Source organism: Trichocoleus sp. FACHB-591, assembly GCF_014695845.1.
Taxonomy (GTDB): Bacteria; Cyanobacteriota; Cyanobacteriia; order FACHB-46; family FACHB-46; genus Trichocoleus.
Map to the genome: position 1 here is coordinate 49,192 of NZ_JACJPA010000021.1, position 20,581 is coordinate 69,772.

Sequence of the window (20,581 nt, forward strand, 5' to 3'; positions counted from 1 at the left end):
GCACGTGGCAGAAGCCAAACCCACAATTTTGGTCACAGGTGGAGCAGGGTACATCGGCTCCCATGCGGTCTTAGCGCTCCAGCAGGCGGGCTACGAAGTCGTAGTTTTAGACAATTTGGTCTACGGGCACCGTGATTTGGTAGAACAGGTGCTAAAAGTTGAGCTTGTGGTGGGAGATACCAGCGATCGCGCCCTCCTAGACCAAGTCTTTGCTACTCACAACATTGCAGCGGTGATGCACTTTGCCGCCTATGCCTATGTGGGCGAATCGGTCACAGATCCCGCCAAGTATTACCAAAACAATGTCATGGGGACGTTGACGCTGCTAGAAGCGATGTTAGCCGCCTCGATTAAACAGTTTGTTTTCTCCTCTACTTGTGCCACCTACGGCGTTCCTACAACGGTACCGATTCCGGAGGATCACCCGCAGCAGCCGATCAATCCCTATGGGGCGAGTAAGCTGATGGTGGAGCGGATATTAGCAGACTTTGATGTCGCCTATGGTCTCAAGTCTGTGTGTTTCCGCTACTTCAACGCAGCAGGAGCCGATCCGGGTGGCCTACTGGGAGAAGATCACAACCCCGAAACCCATCTACTACCCCTGGTCCTCATGACCGCCTTGGGCCAACGAGAGTCTGTGTCAATTTTTGGCACTGATTATCCGACGCCCGATGGCACCTGCATTCGCGACTACATTCACGTCGCTGATCTGGCTACAGCTCATCTTTTAGGGTTAGAGTATCTGCTGCAAGGTGGTAACAGTGAGGTATTTAATTTGGGGAACGGGAATGGCTTTTCGGTGCGACAGGTGATTGAAGTTGCTCAACAGGTAACTGGGAAATCTATTGCCGCCGTTGAGCACGATCGCCGCCCGGGTGATCCCCCCAGCTTGATTGGCAGTAGCGACAAGGCGCGATCGCTGCTGAATTGGCAACCCCAATATTCCAGCCTGCATGATATTCTGTCTCACGCTTGGCAGTGGCATCAGAAGCGCCATCGAACCTGTCACTGATAGACCCCGTTTAATCTCCCATTTACTTTTTCTCGTTTTTTGTCACGTTCACCCTGGGCATTGTTACCATGACCTCCAAGCTCTCCAAGCTTCCAGTCTCCGTTCTAATTCCGGCTAAAAACGAAGAAGAAAATCTTCCAGCTTGTTTGGCTAGCGTTGCTAGAGCCGACGAAGTGTTTGTGGTCGATTCTCAAAGTAACGATCGCTCGATCGAAATTTCCGAAAGCCTGGGCGCGAATGTGGTGCAATTCCACTTCAATGGTCGCTGGCCCAAAAAGAAAAACTGGTCTTTAGAAAATCTACCCTTCCGCAACGAGTGGGTGCTAATCGTCGATTGTGACGAGCGGATTACACCTGAGCTATGGGATGAAATTGCGGCTGTCATTCAGCAACCCGACTGCAACGGCTACTACCTGAATCGCCGCGTGTTTTTCCTGGGTAAGTGGATTCGTCACGGTGGCAAATATCCCGACTGGAACCTGCGTTTATTCCGACACGCCAAGGGCCGTTACGAGAACCTCAATACCGAAGAAATCCGCAACACAGGGGACAACGAAGTCCACGAGCATGTGGTTTTAGAAGGCAAGGTCGGCTACCTGAAAAACGACATGCTGCACGAAGACTTTCGCGACTTGTTCCACTGGTTAGAGCGCCACAACCGCTACTCCAACTGGGAAGCTCGCGTTTACCTCAACTTGCTTACGGGTAATGGTGAGGATGGCACGATCGGCGCTAACTTGTTCGGCGACTCAGTCCAGCGCAAGCGTTTCTTGAAAAAGATTTGGGTACAGTTACCCTTTAAGCCGCTGCTACGCTTTATTTTGTTCTACATCATCCGTCTAGGCTTTTTGGATGGCAAAGCGGGCTACATCTACGGGCGCTTATTGAGCCAGTATGAGTACCAAATCGGCGTCAAGTTGTACGAGTTACGCGATTGTGGTGGCAAGCTCAACACGAGCAGCACACCCAAAGCTGTGCAACCTGCACCCCAACCGGAAGCCGCGCCTACCCAGTCTCCTCTATGACTTCTACTCCCAACCCTGGCCTAGAACCTCAGCTCAACGACGCGATCGCCAATCCTCCAGCCGAAACCAATCAACTGACCGCGCAAGAACCTGAAGCCTGGATGGATCTGCGGCGCTACGACCAATCTAGGTTCGATCGCGGTCGTCCGGGCTGGTACGTGCTGATCTGGTGGTTGGTGCAGGCGATCGCCTTTCCGCTCACGCCTCACCCAGCCAATGGGTTACGCCGGAGTTTGCTCAAGCTGTTTGGGGCAGAGGTTGGGGTAGGAGTAGTGATTCGTCCTACCGCTCGGTTCACTTACCCTTGGAAGGTCGCGATCGGGGACTATAGCTGGATTGGGGATGATGTGGTTTTTTACAGCCTCGATCGCATTCAAGTCGGTCATCACTCTGTCATTTCGCAGAAGTCGTATCTTTGCACTGGCAGCCACAACTTTCAAGACACGGCCTTTGGGCTAGTGACGGCCCCGATTACAATTGGCAACGGGGCTTGGGTCGCTACCGATTGTTTTATCGCCCCTGGCGTGCAAGTGGGAGCTAATGCTGTAGTGGGTGCGCGCAGTAGTGTCTTTAGTAGCTTACCTGAGGGCCAGGTTTGCTGGGGTACGCCTTGTCGGCCTCATTACCCCAGACAAATGACCTGTTAATTTTGCGGTGAGGGTGATGTGGAATTGAGCCTTGTCCCACTTTCACATCACCCCGTAAGACTATAGCTATCCCAAATGGGTTGTGAGGGGCGTGCCCCTCACAACCCGCTAATCTCACACATAATTTAGGACAGCTATAGAAACTATTCATTCATGTTGCGGTAAGTCGCAACTGCCGAGGGAGAAATTCGGTTGAGGTAACGGAAGATCCAGTACTTAAATACCGTATCCAAAATTACTGGGAAAGTGGCAATAAACAGGAAGATAAAATCGTGGTTTTCTGGTAATCCTAAATGCCTGGAAACTCCCCCTAAAATTACCTCCCAACCGTGGGGAGAGTGAAACCCGACGAAGATATCTGTAAACAAGATAATGATAAAAGCTTTAGCGCTGTCACTCAGGCCATAAACCACTTCGTCCATAAAGGCTTTGACGACTGCAATTTCTCGCTTACTGGCGGTGATCACACAAGCAAAAGCAATCAAGGATAAAAGATCGGCAAAGACATTCTTAATCGCATTGGCACTGCGATCGCTATATTCTCTTGCCAGTTCTACCGCTCTCTCTTTGACTTGGGTTTCAATGTCTTCCCCAGTCAGTCTAGGAGCAGTACCAATTAAACTCTTGAATTTCAGCCTTTCCTCAAATTTTTGCAGATCAATAAAAGCCTCTTCTTCCATATCTGGATTCAGGAAGATTTCAGCAGATTTATGATCTCTAAAGCGATCCACAACTGGCCCAATGAAGAAGTTTTTAGTAACCTGTTGTGTGAGTAGAGGAATCAGAATAACTAATAAAATAAACCGAATCGAGATAATAGTTCGCGCTTTAGTATTGCGAAAATTCTCTACTACTTCTGCTTCTGATTTAGGGTCTAAATCTCGCCTCAAGCGGATAAAAGTTCTCAGAATCGATCGAGGAACAATATTGGGTCCTTCCGAGGCTTTATCAACTTTAGTAGCGGGTGCAGGCACCGTAGATGAACGAACCCACTCATTTGTATTATTTGGGTTCTCCACTCTTGTTGGCAGAGTGGGCGCTACAGGCACTAAGGAAGTAGTAGGTGGAGCCTGAGGGATTGGAGCTGGACGTTGTGGGCTGTAGCGGGCTAAAACTTCATCAATAAACCTTAGCTTTTCGAGGATAATAGCTGCCTTATCTCTCGCTTCATACGCTAACTGTTCAGGAGAATTATTAGTAGATTTAAAGCTGTTGGTCGTTTGATTGGAGAGATCAACAAATAGGCGACTTGCTTTAAATTCGGTCAGCCTAAATCTAGCAATATTGAGGTATTTTCTCAGCTCAGCTTGAAAGTAGGAGGAAACATTACTGCTAAAACCATCTGAGCGGACAGAGATTCTGCTGCCCTGAAAGTGCTCATCTTCAATGGCTTTGATCATGAGAGCAGCATCGTAGGCTTGATCTAGGGATCTTTCAGGTGTATTGAACAGCCAACTGCTGGCAGTAAGTACATAGTTTCTCAGTTTTGCCAACGTAGACGTTTTCATAGTGAAAAGTTTTTCACAATCTCTTATGCTTTTGAATCATTCAATGCAGTTTTTTGGCAAAAACTTATTCCTAAATTCATGTCAAGTTGCTGCAATCAATTAAGTCAGTAGTACGGGCAATGAAGCGGTATCTAGATTCGCTATTTTAACTCTATAGGCTGTAAGAATCTACACTATCTACTGACACTTTAAAGCAGCGATTGCCACTTTTTAAGCTATATAGCAGTCTTAAATAATTTATCAGGTTGGTAGGGTGCACCTTTCACAATCCCTTGGGATTGCTCTAGTCTTGAGCTTAGCGTTTAACTTAGCATTCGTAGCATCTTCACGAGTCTATGTCTATTCCCGAGACCTAACTACTTCAGCTTCATGCCCCAGCCTGGCAAAAAAGTTATAAGCCTACAGCTCATTTGACTCAGTTACTTGACTAGGCACCGAAACGTAAGTTTGAAGCCAGGTTTGCATTTCCTGAACCAGCCACTCTTGTTCTGCGGCTGCTAAGCCGAGGCCAAAGAGATGGGTTTTACCGAGCGCTTGCAAAGCAATCCTACCTAGAGCCGCTTTTCTAACCTGCTGAATATTTCGCGTGGGTTCATGCTGCCAGCGATAGCTCATCCCCCAAAAACGAGACTCAATCGCTAAACAATGGTGAGTTAAAGATAGCGACTGCTGACCTTGGATAAGTTGCCCTACCTGCATCGCCTCCTGCCCCAAGGAACTAAAGACCCCCAACCCAGCCAGGAAAAATGCGTGTAAGAACAGGAGAAATGGCGTGCTAACTACCAACGGCAGCATTGTTTCTGGAAAGACGGCTAGAGGAACCAGGGGCACAATAGCCAGCACCGCTAGCCAGAGCGGTAAAGACAGCATCCCCATCGTTAGTAATAGCCTGCCACTAAATCGCGCTGGCGCAGACCAAGCTGCTGTAGGAGCGATTTCAACTTGAAAGGTAGTAGAAGACTGATGGATGCGAATCTGACTGGTGGCGGGTGGAGCCGCGATCGCCCTCTGCTCTGTAACAGTAGGGATTACCGAACTTACTGGATCAGCGATCGCCTCTACACGGGGTTGAGCCGCTAGAGCTTGTTGAGCTGTTGAAAAGCGTTGCTCTACCGCAGGAGCGATTAGGGTATCAATCCACTGAGTCCAGGCAGGACTGAGATCACTAGGAGCCTGGGCCTGCCATTGCAGCCGCAAATTTTGCTGAGGTAAATCAGCCGGGTCAACGCCTGTGAGCAAATGCACTAAAGTTGCACCCAATGCGTATAAATCGGAAGCAGGGACAGCGCGACCGCCAAACTGCTCCATAGGAGTGTAGCCGTAGGTGCCTACGACCGTGAAGCTGCTGCCTGGGGCGATCGCCTGGTTTTGTCCAGAGCCAAAGTCCACCAGATAAATTTGCTGTTCTGGCGTCAGGATCAGATTGCTGGGTTTGAGATCCCGGTGTAATAAAGGTGGGCACAGACTGTGCAAATCTGCCAAAATTTCTAGAACTTGGCTGGCAATTTGGTGAACCTCAGTTGCCGTAAAGCGATACCCCTGATCTAGCAACTGTTGCAAAGAAGTACCAGGGATATAGTCTTGGACAAAACCAAACCAAGCCACACCTGCTACTGGTTCCAACGAAAACTGGGTATGGCACCGAGGCACTCGTGGATGGTCAAGTTGTTGCAAAATCTGGGCTTCGCGCTCAAATAGCTTCCAATTGTCCCATTGCAGTTGCGGGTTGAAGCCTAGGAGCTTGATCACTACTGGTTCTGGGGTTTCTGTGGCTTGGTTAGATGCCAAATCGATCGCTAGCCACGTTTGGCGGGCGGCATTTTGCTGGCTGGTCTGCCCTGCTGGTTGCCCCAGCGGTTGTTGGAGTTGATAGCGCCCCTGGAGAATTTGTCCAGCCTGCATGATTGCGTCGTGCCTGTATAAAGCCACTAATTTGCTTTTGCCAGTGCCGCTGATATTAGTGCATGGCAGCTTTATTCTAAACGTTGCGCCCTTACCAGGGGGGCTAATCGCTGGAATCGTGCCTTGATGAGCTGGTTAAAGTTTGGCTTACCCAAAAAAGCTAGAACAAAATTTAGTCTTGGCCCCGACGCTTGGCGTCCATTGAGATCCCAAGAAATTTTGCGATCATTGGATCAAGGCTATGTGATGGAGCAAATGCTGTACAACAGCTTATAGCCACACTAATGTAGTGCTGTAGGGCTTGTGACTGCTTCCAATTCAACGATTTGCTTTTTATGAAAACAAATTAGGTTGATGTCAACGGTTTATACCACAGAAGATTTGCTCAGGATTTTGGCAGAGGAGTACCGCGCTTGTCTCAATGGTCAGCGGCTCAACTTGGCTGCCACTGGTGCGGAAGCGAATCCAGTTGTAGCTCCATTCCTCAATACAGAAGCGATTCAAAAATTTAGTGCCTACCGAGACTTCCGGGCTGCGGTGCATCGCTACCAAATTGAGCATCAAGTCTCTGGAATTGTCTGGCGACAATTAAGCGTGCAAGACCAAACCTTGGAGTTTCCGGAAGTGGCAGAGCAGCTTGTCGCGCTCCCTAGTGATGTGGCAGTACTCAAGCAAGCCAAGCCCAAAATTTTAGATTTTTGGTCTCAAGTCACAGTTGGGATGGATTTTTATTTAGTGACTAATCACGGCAAAGAGAGCGATCGCATTACTGCTAGCGAGGTTCTGCCGATTGCCCAGCGAGCGGATTGGGTGGGCCTCAGCAAACACGAGCGCGTAGACTTCCTGCAAGTCATTTTGCAGCTCGGAGCCAATCAACGGCCAGCAACTTCTTATCCGCAAGGATGGCTAGAGCTGGGCAGTGACTTTATCTGCGCCGTCAATCCAGGTCAAAATCCAATTTTTTGAACCAGGGCCATTTTTTGCACTAGGAGGGGAGCAATTCCCTTTCAGCCAAGAAGTTTAGTCACGACTGCTACAAAAAGGCTAAGTTTTAGTTGATGCTCACAAAGCATCATTGTCGCGATCGCCAGCCAAATTTTAATGAAGATGAAACCTGCGTTGCTGAAAGTTTTGCTCAACTCCAACCCAGTCTCTAAAAGTACGCTTTCCCGTTTCCTACCGCTGATGGGGATGAGCATGCTACTACTGGGCAGTTGCACACCAGCAAGTAGGCTTTTACCCTCGCAGCCGCGCACAGAGCAAGGAGTAGGCAACGTCAAGAATGAAACTCCTGACCGTCCGCTGACTCCCACTGCTGAAGACACCAACTTTGTTGTAGAAGTTGTGGAGCGGGTAGAACCTGCGGTCGTGCAGATCGACACAGCGCAAAGGGTAAGAAACCGAGCCCCAAGTGGCTTGAATGATCCTTTTCTACGAGAGTTTTTTGGTGGGCGACCAGAAGCACCGAGAGAACGAGTGATTCGCGGGTCAGGTTCCGGTTTTGTCATGAGTGCTGACGGCCAAATTTTGACCAATGCTCATGTGGTTAACCAAGCGGATGTCGTGACGGTCTCTTTCCCAGGCGGGCAGAGCTATGAGGGCAAGGTGTTGGGAGCGGACCCAGTGACAGACATTGCTGTCGTCAAGATTCCAGCCACCAATCTGCCCACGGTAGAAATGGGGAGTTCTAAAAATGTCCGGCCAGGGCAGTGGGCGATCGCGATCGGCAACCCCTTAGGCTTGCAGGAAACCGTAACCTTAGGAGTCGTCAGCGCCACCGATCGCTCTGGCAGTGATATTGGAGTCTCAGACAAACGCATTGGCTTTATCCAAACCGATGCGGCAATTAATCCAGGCAATTCCGGCGGGCCGTTGCTGAATGCTCGCGGTCAAGTGATTGGTATCAACACGGCCATCATTGGCGGCGCTCAAGGCATTGGCTTTGCCATTCCAATTGATACAGCGCAACAGATCGCCCAAACCCTGATCACTCAAGGAAAAGTTCTACATCCTTACCTGGGTGTACAACTGGTAGCCCTGACCCCGGAAGTGCGAGAAAAACTAGAGAGCCGCAACATTCAGATTCCAGCCCAGGAAGGGATTCTAATTCTGCAAGTAGGACCCAATTCGCCCGCCGATAAAGTGGGGATTCAGCCAGGAGACGTGCTCCAGAAAATTAACAACCAGCCTGTCAGCTCACCCGATGAAGTCCAGCGCTTAGTCGAGCAGAGTGGCGTGGGGCGTCCATTACCGATTCAACTTCAACGAGGCGATCGCTCCTTACAAGTCTCCGTCGTGCCCGAACCTTTACCTGCCCCAACCGAGTAAGTTCTGCGCCCAGTTGCTACAACGCGATCGCTCCTTAAAACTTTGCGATCGCTCCTTCCTGGCTCTGCACCAAGAAACAGCGATCGCAAACATAAATGACAGTCAACAACTAGTAAATGACTAGTAAATGACTCGGTTAAATCTAGAAATTAGCCTTTGGTTCTGCGAACGTGGTCGAGAATTTGTTGCTTGCGTTGGTCCGAGTTTTGCGAACTAGGCTGGGTAAATTTTCCAGTACTGCGAGCTAGATGCTCCATAATCCGTTTTTTGCGATCGTTTGAACTAGTAGCCATAACAATGGGTGAACGCTGCGGTTTCCAGAAGGTTTGCTTCTCCATTGTTAAGGATTTTTAATGATTCGTGTCAGCAGTTGAAGCTTTTCCAAGGTTTAAAGGAGTTAGACGATCCGAGCTATTCTGGTTCCTGGCCTCTGGCTCTGAATCAATAGCTCAAGTTAGCGCCATTAAAGTGAGTGCTAAAAGCTACATTCAAATTTTCCAAAGCTTTGACCAGCCACTCAACTCCATCCGTGGTGTGTCTCTGGTAATGCTGGAACAAGATAGCGAATAGTTTTTCTAGATAAGACTTAGCGCCACCACAGAACAAGACAATCTTCAGCAACAGCCCAATCGTGGAGGTCACTCCCATGTTGCTCATGAGATCGACTAAAACAAAATGCTGAACTTGGTCAGAGTTATTCACCACTAAGAAGTTGAGGAGTTTACGGCAAGTACTGACAATCAGTGAATGATTAAGCGCCTCAGTATGGTGGTCTGGCAAGATGTTTTGCAACTGGGCATACAACTGGTCGTTAAAGTAGCGCTTGCCATAGCGAGGATCGATCGCGGCAGTTAGATACTCATAAAAGTCATCTTTGAATTCGTGATAAGAATGTGCGGTACGACTGTAAGTCGTAAACTGCTGAGCCGCATTTCGATAAGTGCCACCCGCAAACTGCTTTAAGGCCACATCCAGCTCTACATCACTTAGTAAAGTTGGGTTTTTGGCTGGTATTACAATCAGGCGATCGCCTAGACTATCTCCAGCACGGTTTAGTTTCCCCATGCCTTGAGACTGACGAATTTGACCAATGATGTACTTGGACAAATCTAAGTCAAACTGGCGCTGCCGCTGGGTTCTCAGTTGCCGAATCACTTGCTGTTGCTCTCCCCCACTTCCGGTTGTCAGCAAGCAGTGATCATATAAATAGGGATAACGGTGAATCAGGTCTTTCAGCGGTTGGTTGCCTACAGGAGTACAAGGTTCTGGCGGTCTCTGCATTACTTGTGCCAGAAGCTGTAAGGCCGCATAGAGATCGGTTTGCACAAAGCGCTGGGCTAACTCTTGCAGTCGCTTCGCAACCCGACAGTAGACTTGCTTGGGCGCAATATCAAAAAGAGCGACTAGCTCTGGAATCGCAGCCTGAGTCCGGGGTTGCCACTGCCAACGGTTAATGCAGATATAGCAACAGCGATTCAGAATAAACGGAAAACTGTGCTCGGCTACTTCGGAAGCTGCTAGCTGCTCCACCAACTTTTGCATATCTGCATCTGGATAGCCCCTGCCATGAATGAATAAGCAACGAAATCGCTCGATCAATTGGCGAGGCGTTTCTGCTTCAGCACATTCCAGCAAGTGATTGTAGAGCTTTTGCTCCTGTGGGCTAATCATGTGGTTCACTTTGGCTAGCACCTCCAAGTCCAGATAGAGGATAGAAGAGACTGGGCCGAAACATGCTTCCTGAAGTAGCTCAGCCAAGCTAACGAGATGAGGCAGATCTTAAAATAATTGTTAAAAGAAATTGTCTAATACAGGACAGTTTCTCAATCGTCTACAGCAGGAGGAAGTAATTACCAGCTTAAACATAGAATTTCTTCCTCAAAACCCCTCCGGAGATAGGCCCCGTTTTGACATCGCTCAGAGCCAGGATTGAGCGCATTTAGGCACTCTCCCCTAGACGCATCTGATCAACGAATAGTTTCATCCTCCTTAGCACTAGCAAGCATCGTGGCCACTGGATGAAACGCAACGGAATGCAGGCGATCGCACTGTTAACTAGAATCCCTCCAGTAAAGCAGCTAGTTAGTGAGGTAACGAGTGCCCCAAGGTTGAAACTGGGCGGCTAAGAGGGCGGTAGCTCCTTCAGGATCTAAGGGTTTGGAGAACAAATAGCCCTGACCATACTCGCAGTTCAAGGCTTGCAACTTAGTGCGCTGAGCAGCGGTTTCCACACCTTCCGCAATCACATCCATCCCCAAGGTATGCCCCAGCATCGTAATGGTTTGAACAATGGTGGCATCTTCGCTGGTATCGCTCATCCGACTCACAAAAGAGCGGTCTACTTTGAGGGTGTCCACGGGGAATCGGTGCAAATAGCTGAGTGAAGAATAGCCCGTACCAAAATCGTCAATGCTCAGGCGTAGATTCAACGACCTGAGTTGCAGCAGTAGCCCAATGGTTGATTCCACATCCTTCATGGCTACTGTTTCGGTAATTTCCAGTTTGACGCTGTGCCCATCCAAGCCGTTCGTATGCAAGATTTTTTCAATCCGAGCCGCTAAATCAGGTTGAGCGAACTGGCACCCAGAGAGATTAATGCTGATCATCAAGGGAGGATCGCTGGGAAACTGATCTTGCCAGTGACGTAACTGTTGGCAGGCTTCTTGCAAAATCCACTGTCCTAAGGCCACAATTAACCCGGTTTCTTCGGCAACAGGAATGAATGCGGCTGGAAACACCAACCCTTCCTGAGGATGTCGCCACCGAACCAGCGCTTCAAACCCAACAATCCTGCCTGTTGCGAGCGATACGATCGGTTGATAGTGCAACTGAAATTCTTGCCGCTCCAGACCACGACGCAGATCTGCTTCTAGCTGAAACCGTTGCACCACTTGTAGGTGCATCCCACTGGCAAACACTTCGTAGCCGCCTTTATCGGAAGTTTTGGCTCGGTAGAGAGCAGTGTGAGCATCCCGTAGCAGATCCTCTGATTGATAGTTGTATTCCGCTTCGCTCAAGGCAATCCCAATGCTGACGCTGGTGAAGACGGGCTGACCGTTCAAGCGGAAAGGAGGTATCATCACCTGCTGAATCTGCTCGGCGATCGCGGTCGCTTCATGTACATCTCGCAGAGATCTGAGTAAGATGGCAAACTCATCTCCGCCCACGCGGGCCAACAGATCGTGCGATCGCAGGCAAGTTCGCACTCGTTGAGTCGCATTCACCAGTAAGCGATCGCCCATCTGGTGCCCCATAGTGTCGTTCACCACCTTGAAGCGATCCAAATCTAAAAACAGAACCGCTAAGCAGGCTTCTGGTGGGGTAGACCCAAGTTCAGAGTTGGCTTGACTGCGTTGCAAATCTCGCTGCAACTGTTTGAGAAACAGTGTGCGGTTGGGCAACCCTGTGAGGGTATCGTGTCGGCTGGCGTAGAGCGCCCGATAAGTCACGATCGCGCCTCCAGTCATGACTAAAGCCAAGGCAGGTGGCACAAAAGGCACCCAACCGACTTGCGCCACAATGAAACAGCAAACGCCAAAACCGCTGCCAATGGCGATCGCACTCGCCAACCCCAAAGCTAACGGGTGCCGCAAACGCCACGCTAAAAGCCCTCCTGTCAGCGCCCAACCCCAAATCCACAGCGCCTCCCCCCACTGAGGCCAAAACCAAAACAGTGAGCGATCGCCATTGGCAGCATCGAGAATTTGGCTGACGGCTTGCGCGTGAACCATCACCCCTGGCATCTGCCGCTGTTCACTCGCCACTTTGCTATAAGGGGTGTAAATCAAATCTTTGACGCTGTTAGCAGTCGTCCCGATCAAGACAATTTTGTTTTTGACCCAACTGGGATCTAGCTGCTGCTGCAACACTTGTTGTAAAGTGACTTGCCGAGCGGGTTGGCTAGCCGAACGATAACGCAGCAAGAATTGGTAGCCACGGGCATCAATCGTTTGGTAGCCACCTGAATCTGCTTGCAATTTGGGAAAAATCGCTTTACCTAGCTGATATTCTTCTGTCTTGGTCAATTGTTCGAGTGGGTTAGAGCAAGGACTGGGAGCTGACGCCACAGATTGTTGTTGGCTGTTCTGGCTATTCTGGCTGCTTTGGCTCGTTGCAGTTTGAGCTGGAGCACAACTGCGCTTGAGATAATCGACAGCGAGTTGGAGCGAGAATGAGGTGAAAGCAGCCTCATTCTCGTCAGCCGCAAACATCAAGCTCCGGCGCACCACTCCATCTGGATCGGTCAGGAGATCGTTAAAACCAATGCGCTCTTCTGGAACTTGAGGCGGCGCTGATACTCGCTCGCTTTTGTTGTTCCCCAGATAGGTAATGGCAAACACATTAGATTGTTGCAACTGCTTTGCCAAAGCCTGCTGCCCCGGAGCAGTAGAGATATCGCGAAAAATGTCTAACCCGATGGTGCTGGGCTGGTGTTGCTGGAGGTTAGCGAGCGCCTGCGCTATTACCTGATCGGGAAGTGGCCACTTACGGCGATTGCTAATATCTGCTTCGGTAATCGCAACGATCAACAAACGGGGATCAACGCCACGATCTGGTTGCAGCCGAATCATTTGATCGAACATTACGAGTTCCAGGGATTGCAACCAACCCAATTGCTTGATACTCCATAGCCCTCCAGTCACTAGCAAGCTAGCGATCGCAATTGTGGGGATTCCAGGAACAAACTGCGATCGCACCCTCACACTGGCTTGGTTCGCCTGTTGCCACCATCGTGGTTGCCACCAGTGACTAATCACCCTTTGCTTAAAAGCTTTCCACATAGCACAGGTCTTCAAGCGAAATAAGGAACTGATTTCAATTAAGGCTGAATCGGTGCTAAGCCAAGGACTAAAGCTATTTGTGTGTTTTGCTCACAACCTGCTCGAATCTAACTCAACCGGCACAGCTAGGCTATGCGTGATCTCGACAGTTTCGCGGAAATGGGATGCAGCGATGATTCTGCTCCGGTTGGTAATTCCGGTTGGTAATCAGGTCTGGGTAGGTGATTAAGATATTGTAAGCACTTAGACTCAACCCTCTCTGAGGTCAATCCTGCAAGTGCAGACAGTAGGAGACAGTAACTTATTATTTCTCAGCCAAACGCGGCATTCAGGAAGTTCTATCGCAAGGAAAAAATCAATTACAGTGCCACGGTGAAATAGCGAGTATTTGTACTTTAGACTGCCTAACCTAGCGAAAACCGATTGAAATCATCAGTCTTTTAACTTTAACCACCTCTAAACTAAGAATGCTGTAATTCTCTACACTCCACGAACCATTCAGTCCTGATGGAGTAGGTTGATTCCGTATCTATATCCAGATCTAATAACCAGATCTAGTAAACTGAATCCCGACCGAAAAACGGTTCTGGCGTGTCCTAGACACTGGAGAAGTATGTTCTACCCAATTCTGCCGCCCGAACTGCCCCTGGCGGCTACTGCTGCCACTGCTGCCCCAACTGCAAAAGCGATCGCGCTCAGTTCGCCAACGCCCTCCCAAAGTACAGCGATCGCTCTCCCGCCTGCTAGTGCTCTGGCTGGCCCCAGTGCTCCTGAAACCTTTGGGCCTGAAACAATTACTAGCAGCAATACCCTGGCTAGCCCTGAGGAGACTCAACTTCTAGCGCAGGCCATTGTTCCGGCGGAAGATGGGGTAGGAACTGTCGTCACACCAAGCGGCGATCGCTACGACATTACCGGAGGACAGCGTTCTGGCGATGGCAGCAATCTCTTTCAGAGTTTTAGTCATTTTGGGTTAAGCCCAGACCAAATTGCCAATTTTCTTGCAACTCCTGACGTTCAGAATATTCTGGCGCGAGTGGTGGGAGGTGAAGCTTCTTGGATTCAAGGCTTAATTCAGGTCAGTGGCAGCAATGCCAATTTGTATCTGATCAATCCTGCTGGCATCATTTTTGGCTCCAACGCCAGTCTTAACTTGCCTGCTACATTTACGGCGACCACCGCAAATGCTGTGGGTTTTGGCGACCAATGGTTCAACGCAGCGGGCAGCAACAACTATGCAACTTTAGGTGGCAGTCCCACCAGCTTGGCCTTTACGATGTCGCAACCAGGGGCGATCGCAAATAGTGGCAATTTAACGGTTGGTTCGGGTCAGTCGCTTAGCTTGATCGGGGGCACCGTGGTTAACACCGGAAACCTGACAGCGCCAGCGGGTGAAATTACCGTCGCGGCTGCCCCAGGTCAGAGTTTGGTGCAACTGAGCCAGTCAGGCAGCTTGCTCAGTTTGCAGGTTCAGCCTCCCGCTAGCGTCAACTCAACCGCTTGGACATTCCCGATTCCGACGTTGCCAGAACTACTCACAGGCGGCGACGGCAGCAATGCTACCCAGATCGGTGTGAATGCCAATGGTCAAGTTAGGCTCAGCGGCTCTGGCGTTGGGCTGGATGTGGCTCCGGGAACCGCTTTGGTCGCAGGGAAACTGGATACGGCTGGGGCGGTAGGCGGCACAGTGAGAGTGTTAGGCGATCGCGTCGGTGTAATTGGCGCAACCCTAGAAGCATCGGGCACGACAAAAGGCGGCAATATCTTGGTGGGAGGCAACTATCAAGGCAAAGGCCCCCTGCCCAATGCTGCTCGCACTGACATCAGCTCTGACGCGGTTTTGAATGCCAACGCCAACCAAAACGGGGACGGTGGCCAGGTTGTAGTTTGGGCAGATGGCACGACCGGATTCTCTGGCAAAATTAATGCGCGGGGTGCAGGTACGGGTCAGGGCGGATCGGCAGAGGTTTCGGGTAAACAAACTCTGCTGTTTCGTGGGGAAGCAGACCTCAGTGCCCCTCAGGGCAAGACAGGCACCCTGCTGCTCGACCCTATCAACATTACAGTTGTGGCAGGGGCAGGTGGCCCAGATGATGCTCAACTAGCCGATGGGCAAATATTGGCAGGAGATGGCGGTGCGGCTCCTTTCACCATTTCCGAGGCAGCATTGGAAAGTTTGGCAGGTAATACCAATGTGGTTTTGCAGGCGACCAATGATATTTTGATCAACCCGCTGTCAGACACCAATCTCAGCTTTGCGATCGGTGTGGGTGCCATTACTTTCACTGCTGATGTCGATGGCGTGGGAGGCGGTTCCTTCTCCATGCCAGCTAACAACACGATTCGGACGGGTGGGCGATCGCTGACCATTTCTGGAACTGATCTCAACCTGGGTAATATTGACACCAGCAGCACCACCACGGGGGGAGCAGTTCAGTTATCCGCAACCAACACCCTCAGCGTGGGGGCAATCAATACCTCTGCTAGTGGTTTAACGACACCGACTGGGGGACCAGTTAACCTGAGTGCCATTAGTGATATTCGCTTCGATACCATCGACAGCCGCGGCATCAACCTGGGGCTGGGCGGAGGAGCCGGGGGAGATGTCGCGATCGCCACGACGAGGGGGACAGTGAGCGGGTTGGTGGCACTACCGAATGGAGCCACAATCGATGCCACTGGCTCGGCTGACAATGGTGGGGTAGCGATTCAAACGGCGGGCGGTGCCGCTAATCTTCCGTTCACTGTCAACGCCGGAACTCCACTCAATGGTCTCTTAGGAACAGTCAATGCGGGGACTGCTCCTCTAACGACAGGAAGTTTTCCAATTTTAGCGACGGGTGGTTTAGCCAGCGGCACACCTAATGGCATCAGCATCGCTTCGGTGAATACGCCCCCCGCTCTGGGATCTACCCCCGCTCTGCCGAACACCGCGTTTGAAACGCCTATCACCTTCACCTACGCCGACTTAGCTCCTACCTTGGCTGATGTTGACTTAGACAATATGGCGTTGGTGATTAACTCTGTTCCGGCTGGAACCTTGACCGTGAATGGAGTGCCTGTCATACCTGGGACAACCGTGCTGGCTCCCGGTGATGCGTTGGTTTATACCCCTGCTCCGGGGGCCACAGGGCCAGCCACCGCCTTTACCCTCGCGGCGAGTGATGCTGTGTCGCTCTCGACTCCTACAGCGATCGCTATCAACATTGGCAGTCCACCACCACCGCCACCACCGCCACCACCAGTGCCAGAGCCACCGATATCCCCACCAGTGACACCGCCGCCACCAGTGCCAGAACCGCCAGTGCTAGAACCGCCGGTGTCACCACTACCACCGCCCGTGCCAGAGCCGCCAGTATCACCGCCACCACCTACTTTCCGCTCAGATCTAGCGGCCCCTCTAGAAGGTCCACCCCGACAGCTGTCTTCGGAGTTGGCCGCTTTACCTTGCAACTCGCTGGATTTGGACATTTACGCTTTGGAGAAGCGGGTGAGCCAGGAATTTGAGACTTATCTCAGCAAACCTAGGCGCGGTCCCAACAACAATTTGACTGATATTTGCGAGCACCTGGATTTGGTTGAGCGAGCCACCGGGGTGAAACCCGCAGTCTTGTATGCCACGTTTGTGCCAGCCGCTCTGCTACCGGGTCAAGCTTTAGCGGCTAATCCTAGTCAGCCTCAACCGCGCGACGACGATCAACTGGAGCTGATTCTGATTACGGCGAAGGGCAACCCAATTCGCCAGCGCATTCCGGGGGCATCGCGAGCGAAAGTGTTGCAAATGGCGCAGCAGTTTCGCGACGACCTGACGGACCCTGCTAATCGCGATACGACGAATTATTTACCCGCCGCTCAGCAACTTTATCGCTGGCTGGTGGCTCCTTTGGGGGCAGAATTGCAAGCCAGAAAGGTGGAAAATATTGCCTTCATTATGGATGAGGGGCTGCGATCGCTGCCAATTGCGGCGTTGCATAGTGGGCAGCAGTTCTTGGTGGAGCAATATAGCCTGGGCATTATGCCGAGCTTGAGCTTGACTGAAACGCTTTACCAGGGCTTGAAGCAGTCCGAAGTGCTAGCGATGGGAGCTTCCGAGTTTCAGGACCAAAAACCATTGCCTGCGGTGCCTGTGGAGTTGTCAGCGATTCAAGCAGGCTGGGCGGGACAATCGTTCTTGAATGAAGCGTTTACGCTAAGAAATTTGGAGGCGCAGCGCCAAAAACAACCGTTTGAAATTATCCACTTGGCGACTCACGCGGAGTTTCAGCCAGGTAGCCCTAGTAACTCCTATATTCAGCTTTGGGATCGGAAACTAAGTTTGACTGATTTGCCTGAGCTGGGTTGGAATGATCCGCCTGTGCAGTTGTTGGTGCTGAGTTCCTGTCGGACGGCGTTGGGCGATCGCCAAGCGGAATTAGGGTTCGCGGGGGTAGCGTACCAGGCGGGAGTGAAGTCGGTGCTGGCGAGCTTGTGGGCGGTGGATGATGAGGGGACGCTGGCGTTGATGACGGAGTTTTATCAAAAACTGAAGACTGCTCCGATTAAGACGGAAGCGTTACGTCAAGCGCAGTTGGCAATGATTCGCGGTCAGGTTCGAGTAGACCGAGGTAAGTTGGAGAGTGCTGGTGAGAGTGTGACGCTGCCACCAGAGTTGGCGGAGTTGGGCACGAAAGATCTCTCTAATCCTTACTATTGGTCGGCTTTTACGATGATTGGGAGTCCTTGGTAAGTGCCTACTACGTTCGTGTTGGACGGGCAAAGCCTGTTCCACACAACCCCATCTATCTACAGTTGTGTCTCTTGACGAAAGCCAAATGCTTGGGGGCGCTTGCCCCCAAACCCCCGCTGAGGGACGGTTGCGTCCCCCAGACCCCCTCCAAACGAGATTTTTTGTGGGTGTTTCGATGTTTGTTCGTTAGTTATGAACTGTCTTTTTCTTATCCGCCGATGGTGACTTGGCTGGTGTCTACGTCTGTGGCTCCGTTGATGGTACGGGCGATCGCGACCATTGTTTGGAGTTCTTGCTCGTTGGGGGCTGTACCTTTGAGGACGATGGTGCTGCCTGTTTGAGCGACCCAGAGGGTTTCGATGTCGCCAACGTTAGGGTCGCGATCGAAGGCTTGAGCGACTCGCTTGGCTAAGCCGCTTTGGTCATATTCGCCGTTCAATCCAACTCGTTCGGGCGGAATGGTTTCTGGGGCAGGAGCGGCAGTCTGGGTGGGTGCTGAGGTAGGAGCGGATGGAGTTGCTGCGGGTGCTGCGGGTGCGGCAGCGGCTTTTTCTTGGCCAAAGATTCGATCTAACCAACCCATTTTTATTTCCTCAAAATAAACCAAGTGACTCTACAGGAGTTTGAGGAGAAAATCAGGCAAATCAGGGCAAATTAGCGATCGCCTTACCACCAATACTCTAGTTGCCGTCGCTAATGCCCCATTCAAATTTCATGGCTTCAATTGCTTGGATCAAGTCTGAGATTTTAACTGAATTACCTGCTGGGACTAACTGCTGCATGATTCCAACTGCTTTAGTAAAGTCTTCTGTACCGCTGGCATTAGCGGTGTGAAAAACTAAGCGATCGATTTGGGCTAAACGAGCGGCTAATGCCTGTAGCAAAGCCATGAGGATGCGATTACCACCATAGGCTCCACAACCCCAGAATCCGGTGTGGATTACTACTTCACGGGCGGGATCTACATTAAGCTGCGATTCCAGGTGGGCGGCAGTAAATCCTGTAAAGGCTGTGCTGAGGATGTATTCAATCTCTTTGAGTTTGTAATTGCCGTACCCACCCGCAGGCGCTTCCATTGCCAGAATATTGGTGAGGGTGGGCGGATTCAGCACTTGGGTTGCTTGTTCAATGGCTGTTGCACTCGCTAAAGCAAAGTTGTTGCCATAAAGACCGTAGGGGCGATCGCGCTCAGGGATAGGATTAGTGGCGATCGCGCAACGTCGCTCAACTCCCATGATCAGGGCTGGTGTGGGTTCGCCATTCTCGACAGCGAGGGGTTTTATGTCAGAGGCTAGCAAGGCTTCTCGTAGTGAACCTAAGGCTGGATGTTCGGATACTTGCATCTCATCTTGAGCAAACAAAGGCCCGTCATAGGCACAAAACAAGTCGTAATGGGCAAAGTTGAGATACCATTCCACCGCAGAATTGCTAGACGGTAACGGCTCATAACTAAAGTAGTCTGGCCTTGGTTCATAGACCGTTTGAGGTTGGGCGGGGTCTAATGTCTCAGGCAAGCTAATCTTGCGCCAGCGAGAAAAGACAATTTGACCCTGATGCACGGTCCCTGTCGGACAGGCTATTTCGTAGACAAGCTGTTTGTTGGGGTCGTAAAAACGAGGTGGAAATGCGGTGACGAGTGTTTGTGCATCGAAGATGCGGCGAGTAATTAGATTGTCGGCAGCTTGTACCATAACTAGAGGCTCAGAATCAAAATGCTTTGCAGGCTAGCTTAACCGCTCTGCTCCCTGTTGCAGTCACACTTAGTTATGAATCAAGCACTTCAGAAAAAGCTAGCAAGTGAGTACCAATTAGCTGAAACCACCTATGCGATCGCTGGCAAACAGTTAACCATCTTTAACGTCGCCAACAACTACGAACTTCTAGACAAAATTGATCCCGATGAATTCCAAAAAGATGAGCGGATGCCGTACTGGGCAGAAATTTGGCCCGCTTCGATCGCCTTAGCTGAATTTGTCCTGACTCACCCTCAGTTTCAGCAAGCTCGTTGCTTGGAGTTAGGGTCTGGTGTAGGGGTGGTGAGTGTGGCAGGCGCGATCGCTGGAGCCCAGATGCTCACCACCGACTACTTTACTGAAGCGCTAGATTTTGCCCAACTCAACGCCTCCGCCAATCAAGTCGCGATCGCTACCCAATGGCTGGACTGGCGAGACATCACCTTAACTCAACAGTTCGACTACATCTTGGCGGCTGATGTGCTTTATGAGGAGCGGAATCATGCGCCCATTTTGCAGGCGATCGCTCAACTGCTAGCTCCTGGGGGTACTGCCTACATCAGCGACCCCCAACGCCCGATCGCCAAGAAGTTTATTGAACTGGCAGCCGAGCATAGTTTTCAGTTGCAAACTACCACCAATCCAGTCGCATGGCGCGAGTTAACATTGTCAGTGGATATTCATGCTCTGTCGCAGATTTAGTTCCCTTGGCTTTCTCTTCCTACCTGCATCCTGCGTATCCCTGTAGCAGGCTATGTTGCGGTTTATGGCACGATTGGCCTGAATGCATAGCACCTAGATTTAGTCAGAACTTACGCAAAAGTCATTTGAACGGACGGATGCTTGAGTTGCTCCTTGAGATACTCAGAGAGCATCCCGTGCTTGATTTGATAGATAGTTCTACCACTTTCGTAGGCAA

14 protein-coding genes are annotated in these 20,581 nt (G+C 50.9%); 7 read left to right on the plus strand and 7 right to left on the minus strand.

Features of this window, described 5'->3' with window-relative positions; genetic code table 11:
* The first annotated feature begins 4 nt into the window (after positions 1 to 4).
* The 3 genes from galE (at position 5) to hpsU (ending at position 2,684) form a co-directional block, all read left to right on the plus strand.
* Positions 5 to 1,012, plus strand: coding sequence for a UDP-glucose 4-epimerase GalE (gene galE, locus H6F90_RS03190; RefSeq protein ID WP_190550155.1), 1,008 nt, complete (start codon positions 5 to 7; stop codon positions 1,010 to 1,012).
* A 68-nt stretch (positions 1,013 to 1,080) separates the two neighbouring features.
* Positions 1,081 to 2,037: a glycosyltransferase family 2 protein gene (locus tag H6F90_RS03195; protein WP_190550157.1), complete on the plus strand. Its 957-nt coding sequence runs from the start codon at positions 1,081 to 1,083 to the stop codon at positions 2,035 to 2,037.
* Entirely contained in the window at positions 2,034 to 2,684 is a 651-nt protein-coding gene (gene hpsU / locus H6F90_RS03200; RefSeq protein ID WP_190550159.1) for a hormogonium polysaccharide biosynthesis acetyltransferase HpsU, read from the plus strand. The genes H6F90_RS03195 and hpsU overlap by 4 nt, the downstream gene beginning before the upstream one ends.
* Positions 2,685 to 2,827: 143 nt before the next feature.
* Here the strand turns inward: hpsU and H6F90_RS03205 are convergent, their stop codons facing one another.
* Positions 2,828 to 4,192 carry a proton extrusion protein PcxA gene (locus H6F90_RS03205; RefSeq protein ID WP_190550160.1) on the minus strand — a complete coding sequence of 455 codons (1,365 nt, stop codon included), beginning with the start codon at positions 4,190 to 4,192 and terminating at the stop codon, positions 2,828 to 2,830.
* A gap of 399 nt (positions 4,193 to 4,591) precedes the next feature.
* Positions 4,592 to 6,094 carry a serine/threonine-protein kinase gene (locus tag H6F90_RS03210; RefSeq protein ID WP_199295686.1) on the minus strand — a complete coding sequence of 501 codons (1,503 nt, stop codon included), beginning with the start codon at positions 6,092 to 6,094 and terminating at the stop codon, positions 4,592 to 4,594.
* Positions 6,095 to 6,448: 354 nt separating this feature from the next.
* Between H6F90_RS03210 and H6F90_RS03215 the strand changes: the two genes are divergently transcribed.
* The gene (locus H6F90_RS03215) at positions 6,449 to 7,060 is read left to right on the plus strand and encodes a hypothetical protein (RefSeq protein WP_190437755.1); all 612 of its coding nucleotides are present in this window, start codon (positions 6,449 to 6,451) and stop codon (positions 7,058 to 7,060) included.
* A 135-nt stretch (positions 7,061 to 7,195) separates the two neighbouring features.
* Positions 7,196 to 8,422, plus strand: a complete 1,227-nt coding sequence (locus H6F90_RS03220; protein WP_242024309.1) for an HhoA/HhoB/HtrA family serine endopeptidase — start codon at positions 7,196 to 7,198, stop codon at positions 8,420 to 8,422.
* 149 nt (positions 8,423 to 8,571) lie between these two features.
* On the opposite strand, the gene H6F90_RS03225 is transcribed toward H6F90_RS03220, so the two are convergent.
* The 3 genes from H6F90_RS03225 to H6F90_RS03235 all read right to left on the minus strand — a co-directional run bounded on the left by H6F90_RS03225 (position 8,572) and on the right by H6F90_RS03235 (position 13,203).
* Positions 8,572 to 8,760 (minus strand): hypothetical protein, encoded by a 189-nt coding sequence (locus H6F90_RS03225; RefSeq protein WP_206756152.1) that lies wholly within the window; start codon positions 8,758 to 8,760, stop codon positions 8,572 to 8,574.
* Between the two features lie 103 nt (positions 8,761 to 8,863).
* A complete protein-coding gene (locus H6F90_RS03230) occupies positions 8,864 to 10,093 on the minus strand; it encodes a hypothetical protein (RefSeq protein WP_190550162.1) in 1,230 nt (409 codons plus the stop codon).
* A 407-nt stretch (positions 10,094 to 10,500) separates the two neighbouring features.
* Positions 10,501 to 13,203: an EAL domain-containing protein gene (locus H6F90_RS03235; RefSeq protein WP_190550164.1), complete on the minus strand. Its 2,703-nt coding sequence runs from the start codon at positions 13,201 to 13,203 to the stop codon at positions 10,501 to 10,503.
* A 613-nt stretch (positions 13,204 to 13,816) separates the two neighbouring features.
* Here H6F90_RS03235 and H6F90_RS03240 point away from each other — a divergent pair.
* Positions 13,817 to 17,929 (plus strand): CHAT domain-containing protein, encoded by a 4,113-nt coding sequence (locus H6F90_RS03240; protein ID WP_190550166.1) that lies wholly within the window; start codon positions 13,817 to 13,819, stop codon positions 17,927 to 17,929.
* Positions 17,930 to 18,137: 208 nt separating this feature from the next.
* Here the strand turns inward: H6F90_RS03240 and H6F90_RS03245 are convergent, their stop codons facing one another.
* Entirely contained in the window at positions 18,138 to 18,512 is a 375-nt protein-coding gene (locus H6F90_RS03245; RefSeq protein ID WP_190550168.1) for a BON domain-containing protein, read from the minus strand.
* A gap of 97 nt (positions 18,513 to 18,609) precedes the next feature.
* A complete protein-coding gene (locus tag H6F90_RS03250) occupies positions 18,610 to 19,620 on the minus strand; it encodes a hypothetical protein (RefSeq protein ID WP_190550170.1) in 1,011 nt (336 codons plus the stop codon).
* A gap of 75 nt (positions 19,621 to 19,695) precedes the next feature.
* Between H6F90_RS03250 and H6F90_RS03255 the strand changes: the two genes are divergently transcribed.
* Positions 19,696 to 20,364 (plus strand): methyltransferase, encoded by a 669-nt coding sequence (locus H6F90_RS03255; protein WP_190550172.1) that lies wholly within the window; start codon positions 19,696 to 19,698, stop codon positions 20,362 to 20,364.
* The last annotated feature ends 217 nt before the right edge of the window (positions 20,365 to 20,581 follow it).

Coding starts and splice junctions, on each gene's coding strand:
- H6F90_RS03195 (WP_190550157.1), top strand. CDS start 1,081: ATGACCTCCAAGCTCTCCAAGCTTCCAGTCTCCGTTCTAATTCCGGCT.
- hpsU (WP_190550159.1), top strand. CDS start 2,034: ATGACTTCTACTCCCAACCCTGGCCTAGAACCTCAGCTCAACGACGCG.
- H6F90_RS03205 (WP_190550160.1), bottom strand. CDS start 4,192: ATGAAAACGTCTACGTTGGCAAAACTGAGAAACTATGTACTTACTGCC.
- H6F90_RS03210 (WP_199295686.1), bottom strand. CDS start 6,094: ATGCAGGCTGGACAAATTCTCCAGGGGCGCTATCAACTCCAACAACCG.
- H6F90_RS03215 (WP_190437755.1), top strand. CDS start 6,449: ATGTCAACGGTTTATACCACAGAAGATTTGCTCAGGATTTTGGCAGAG.
- H6F90_RS03220 (WP_242024309.1), top strand. CDS start 7,196: ATGAAGATGAAACCTGCGTTGCTGAAAGTTTTGCTCAACTCCAACCCA.
- H6F90_RS03225 (WP_206756152.1), bottom strand. CDS start 8,760: ATGGAGAAGCAAACCTTCTGGAAACCGCAGCGTTCACCCATTGTTATG.
- H6F90_RS03230 (WP_190550162.1), bottom strand. CDS start 10,093: ATGATTAGCCCACAGGAGCAAAAGCTCTACAATCACTTGCTGGAATGT.
- H6F90_RS03235 (WP_190550164.1), bottom strand. CDS start 13,203: ATGTGGAAAGCTTTTAAGCAAAGGGTGATTAGTCACTGGTGGCAACCA.
- H6F90_RS03240 (WP_190550166.1), top strand. CDS start 13,817: ATGTTCTACCCAATTCTGCCGCCCGAACTGCCCCTGGCGGCTACTGCT.
- H6F90_RS03245 (WP_190550168.1), bottom strand. CDS start 18,512: ATGGGTTGGTTAGATCGAATCTTTGGCCAAGAAAAAGCCGCTGCCGCA.
- H6F90_RS03250 (WP_190550170.1), bottom strand. CDS start 19,620: ATGGTACAAGCTGCCGACAATCTAATTACTCGCCGCATCTTCGATGCA.
- H6F90_RS03255 (WP_190550172.1), top strand. CDS start 19,696: ATGAATCAAGCACTTCAGAAAAAGCTAGCAAGTGAGTACCAATTAGCT.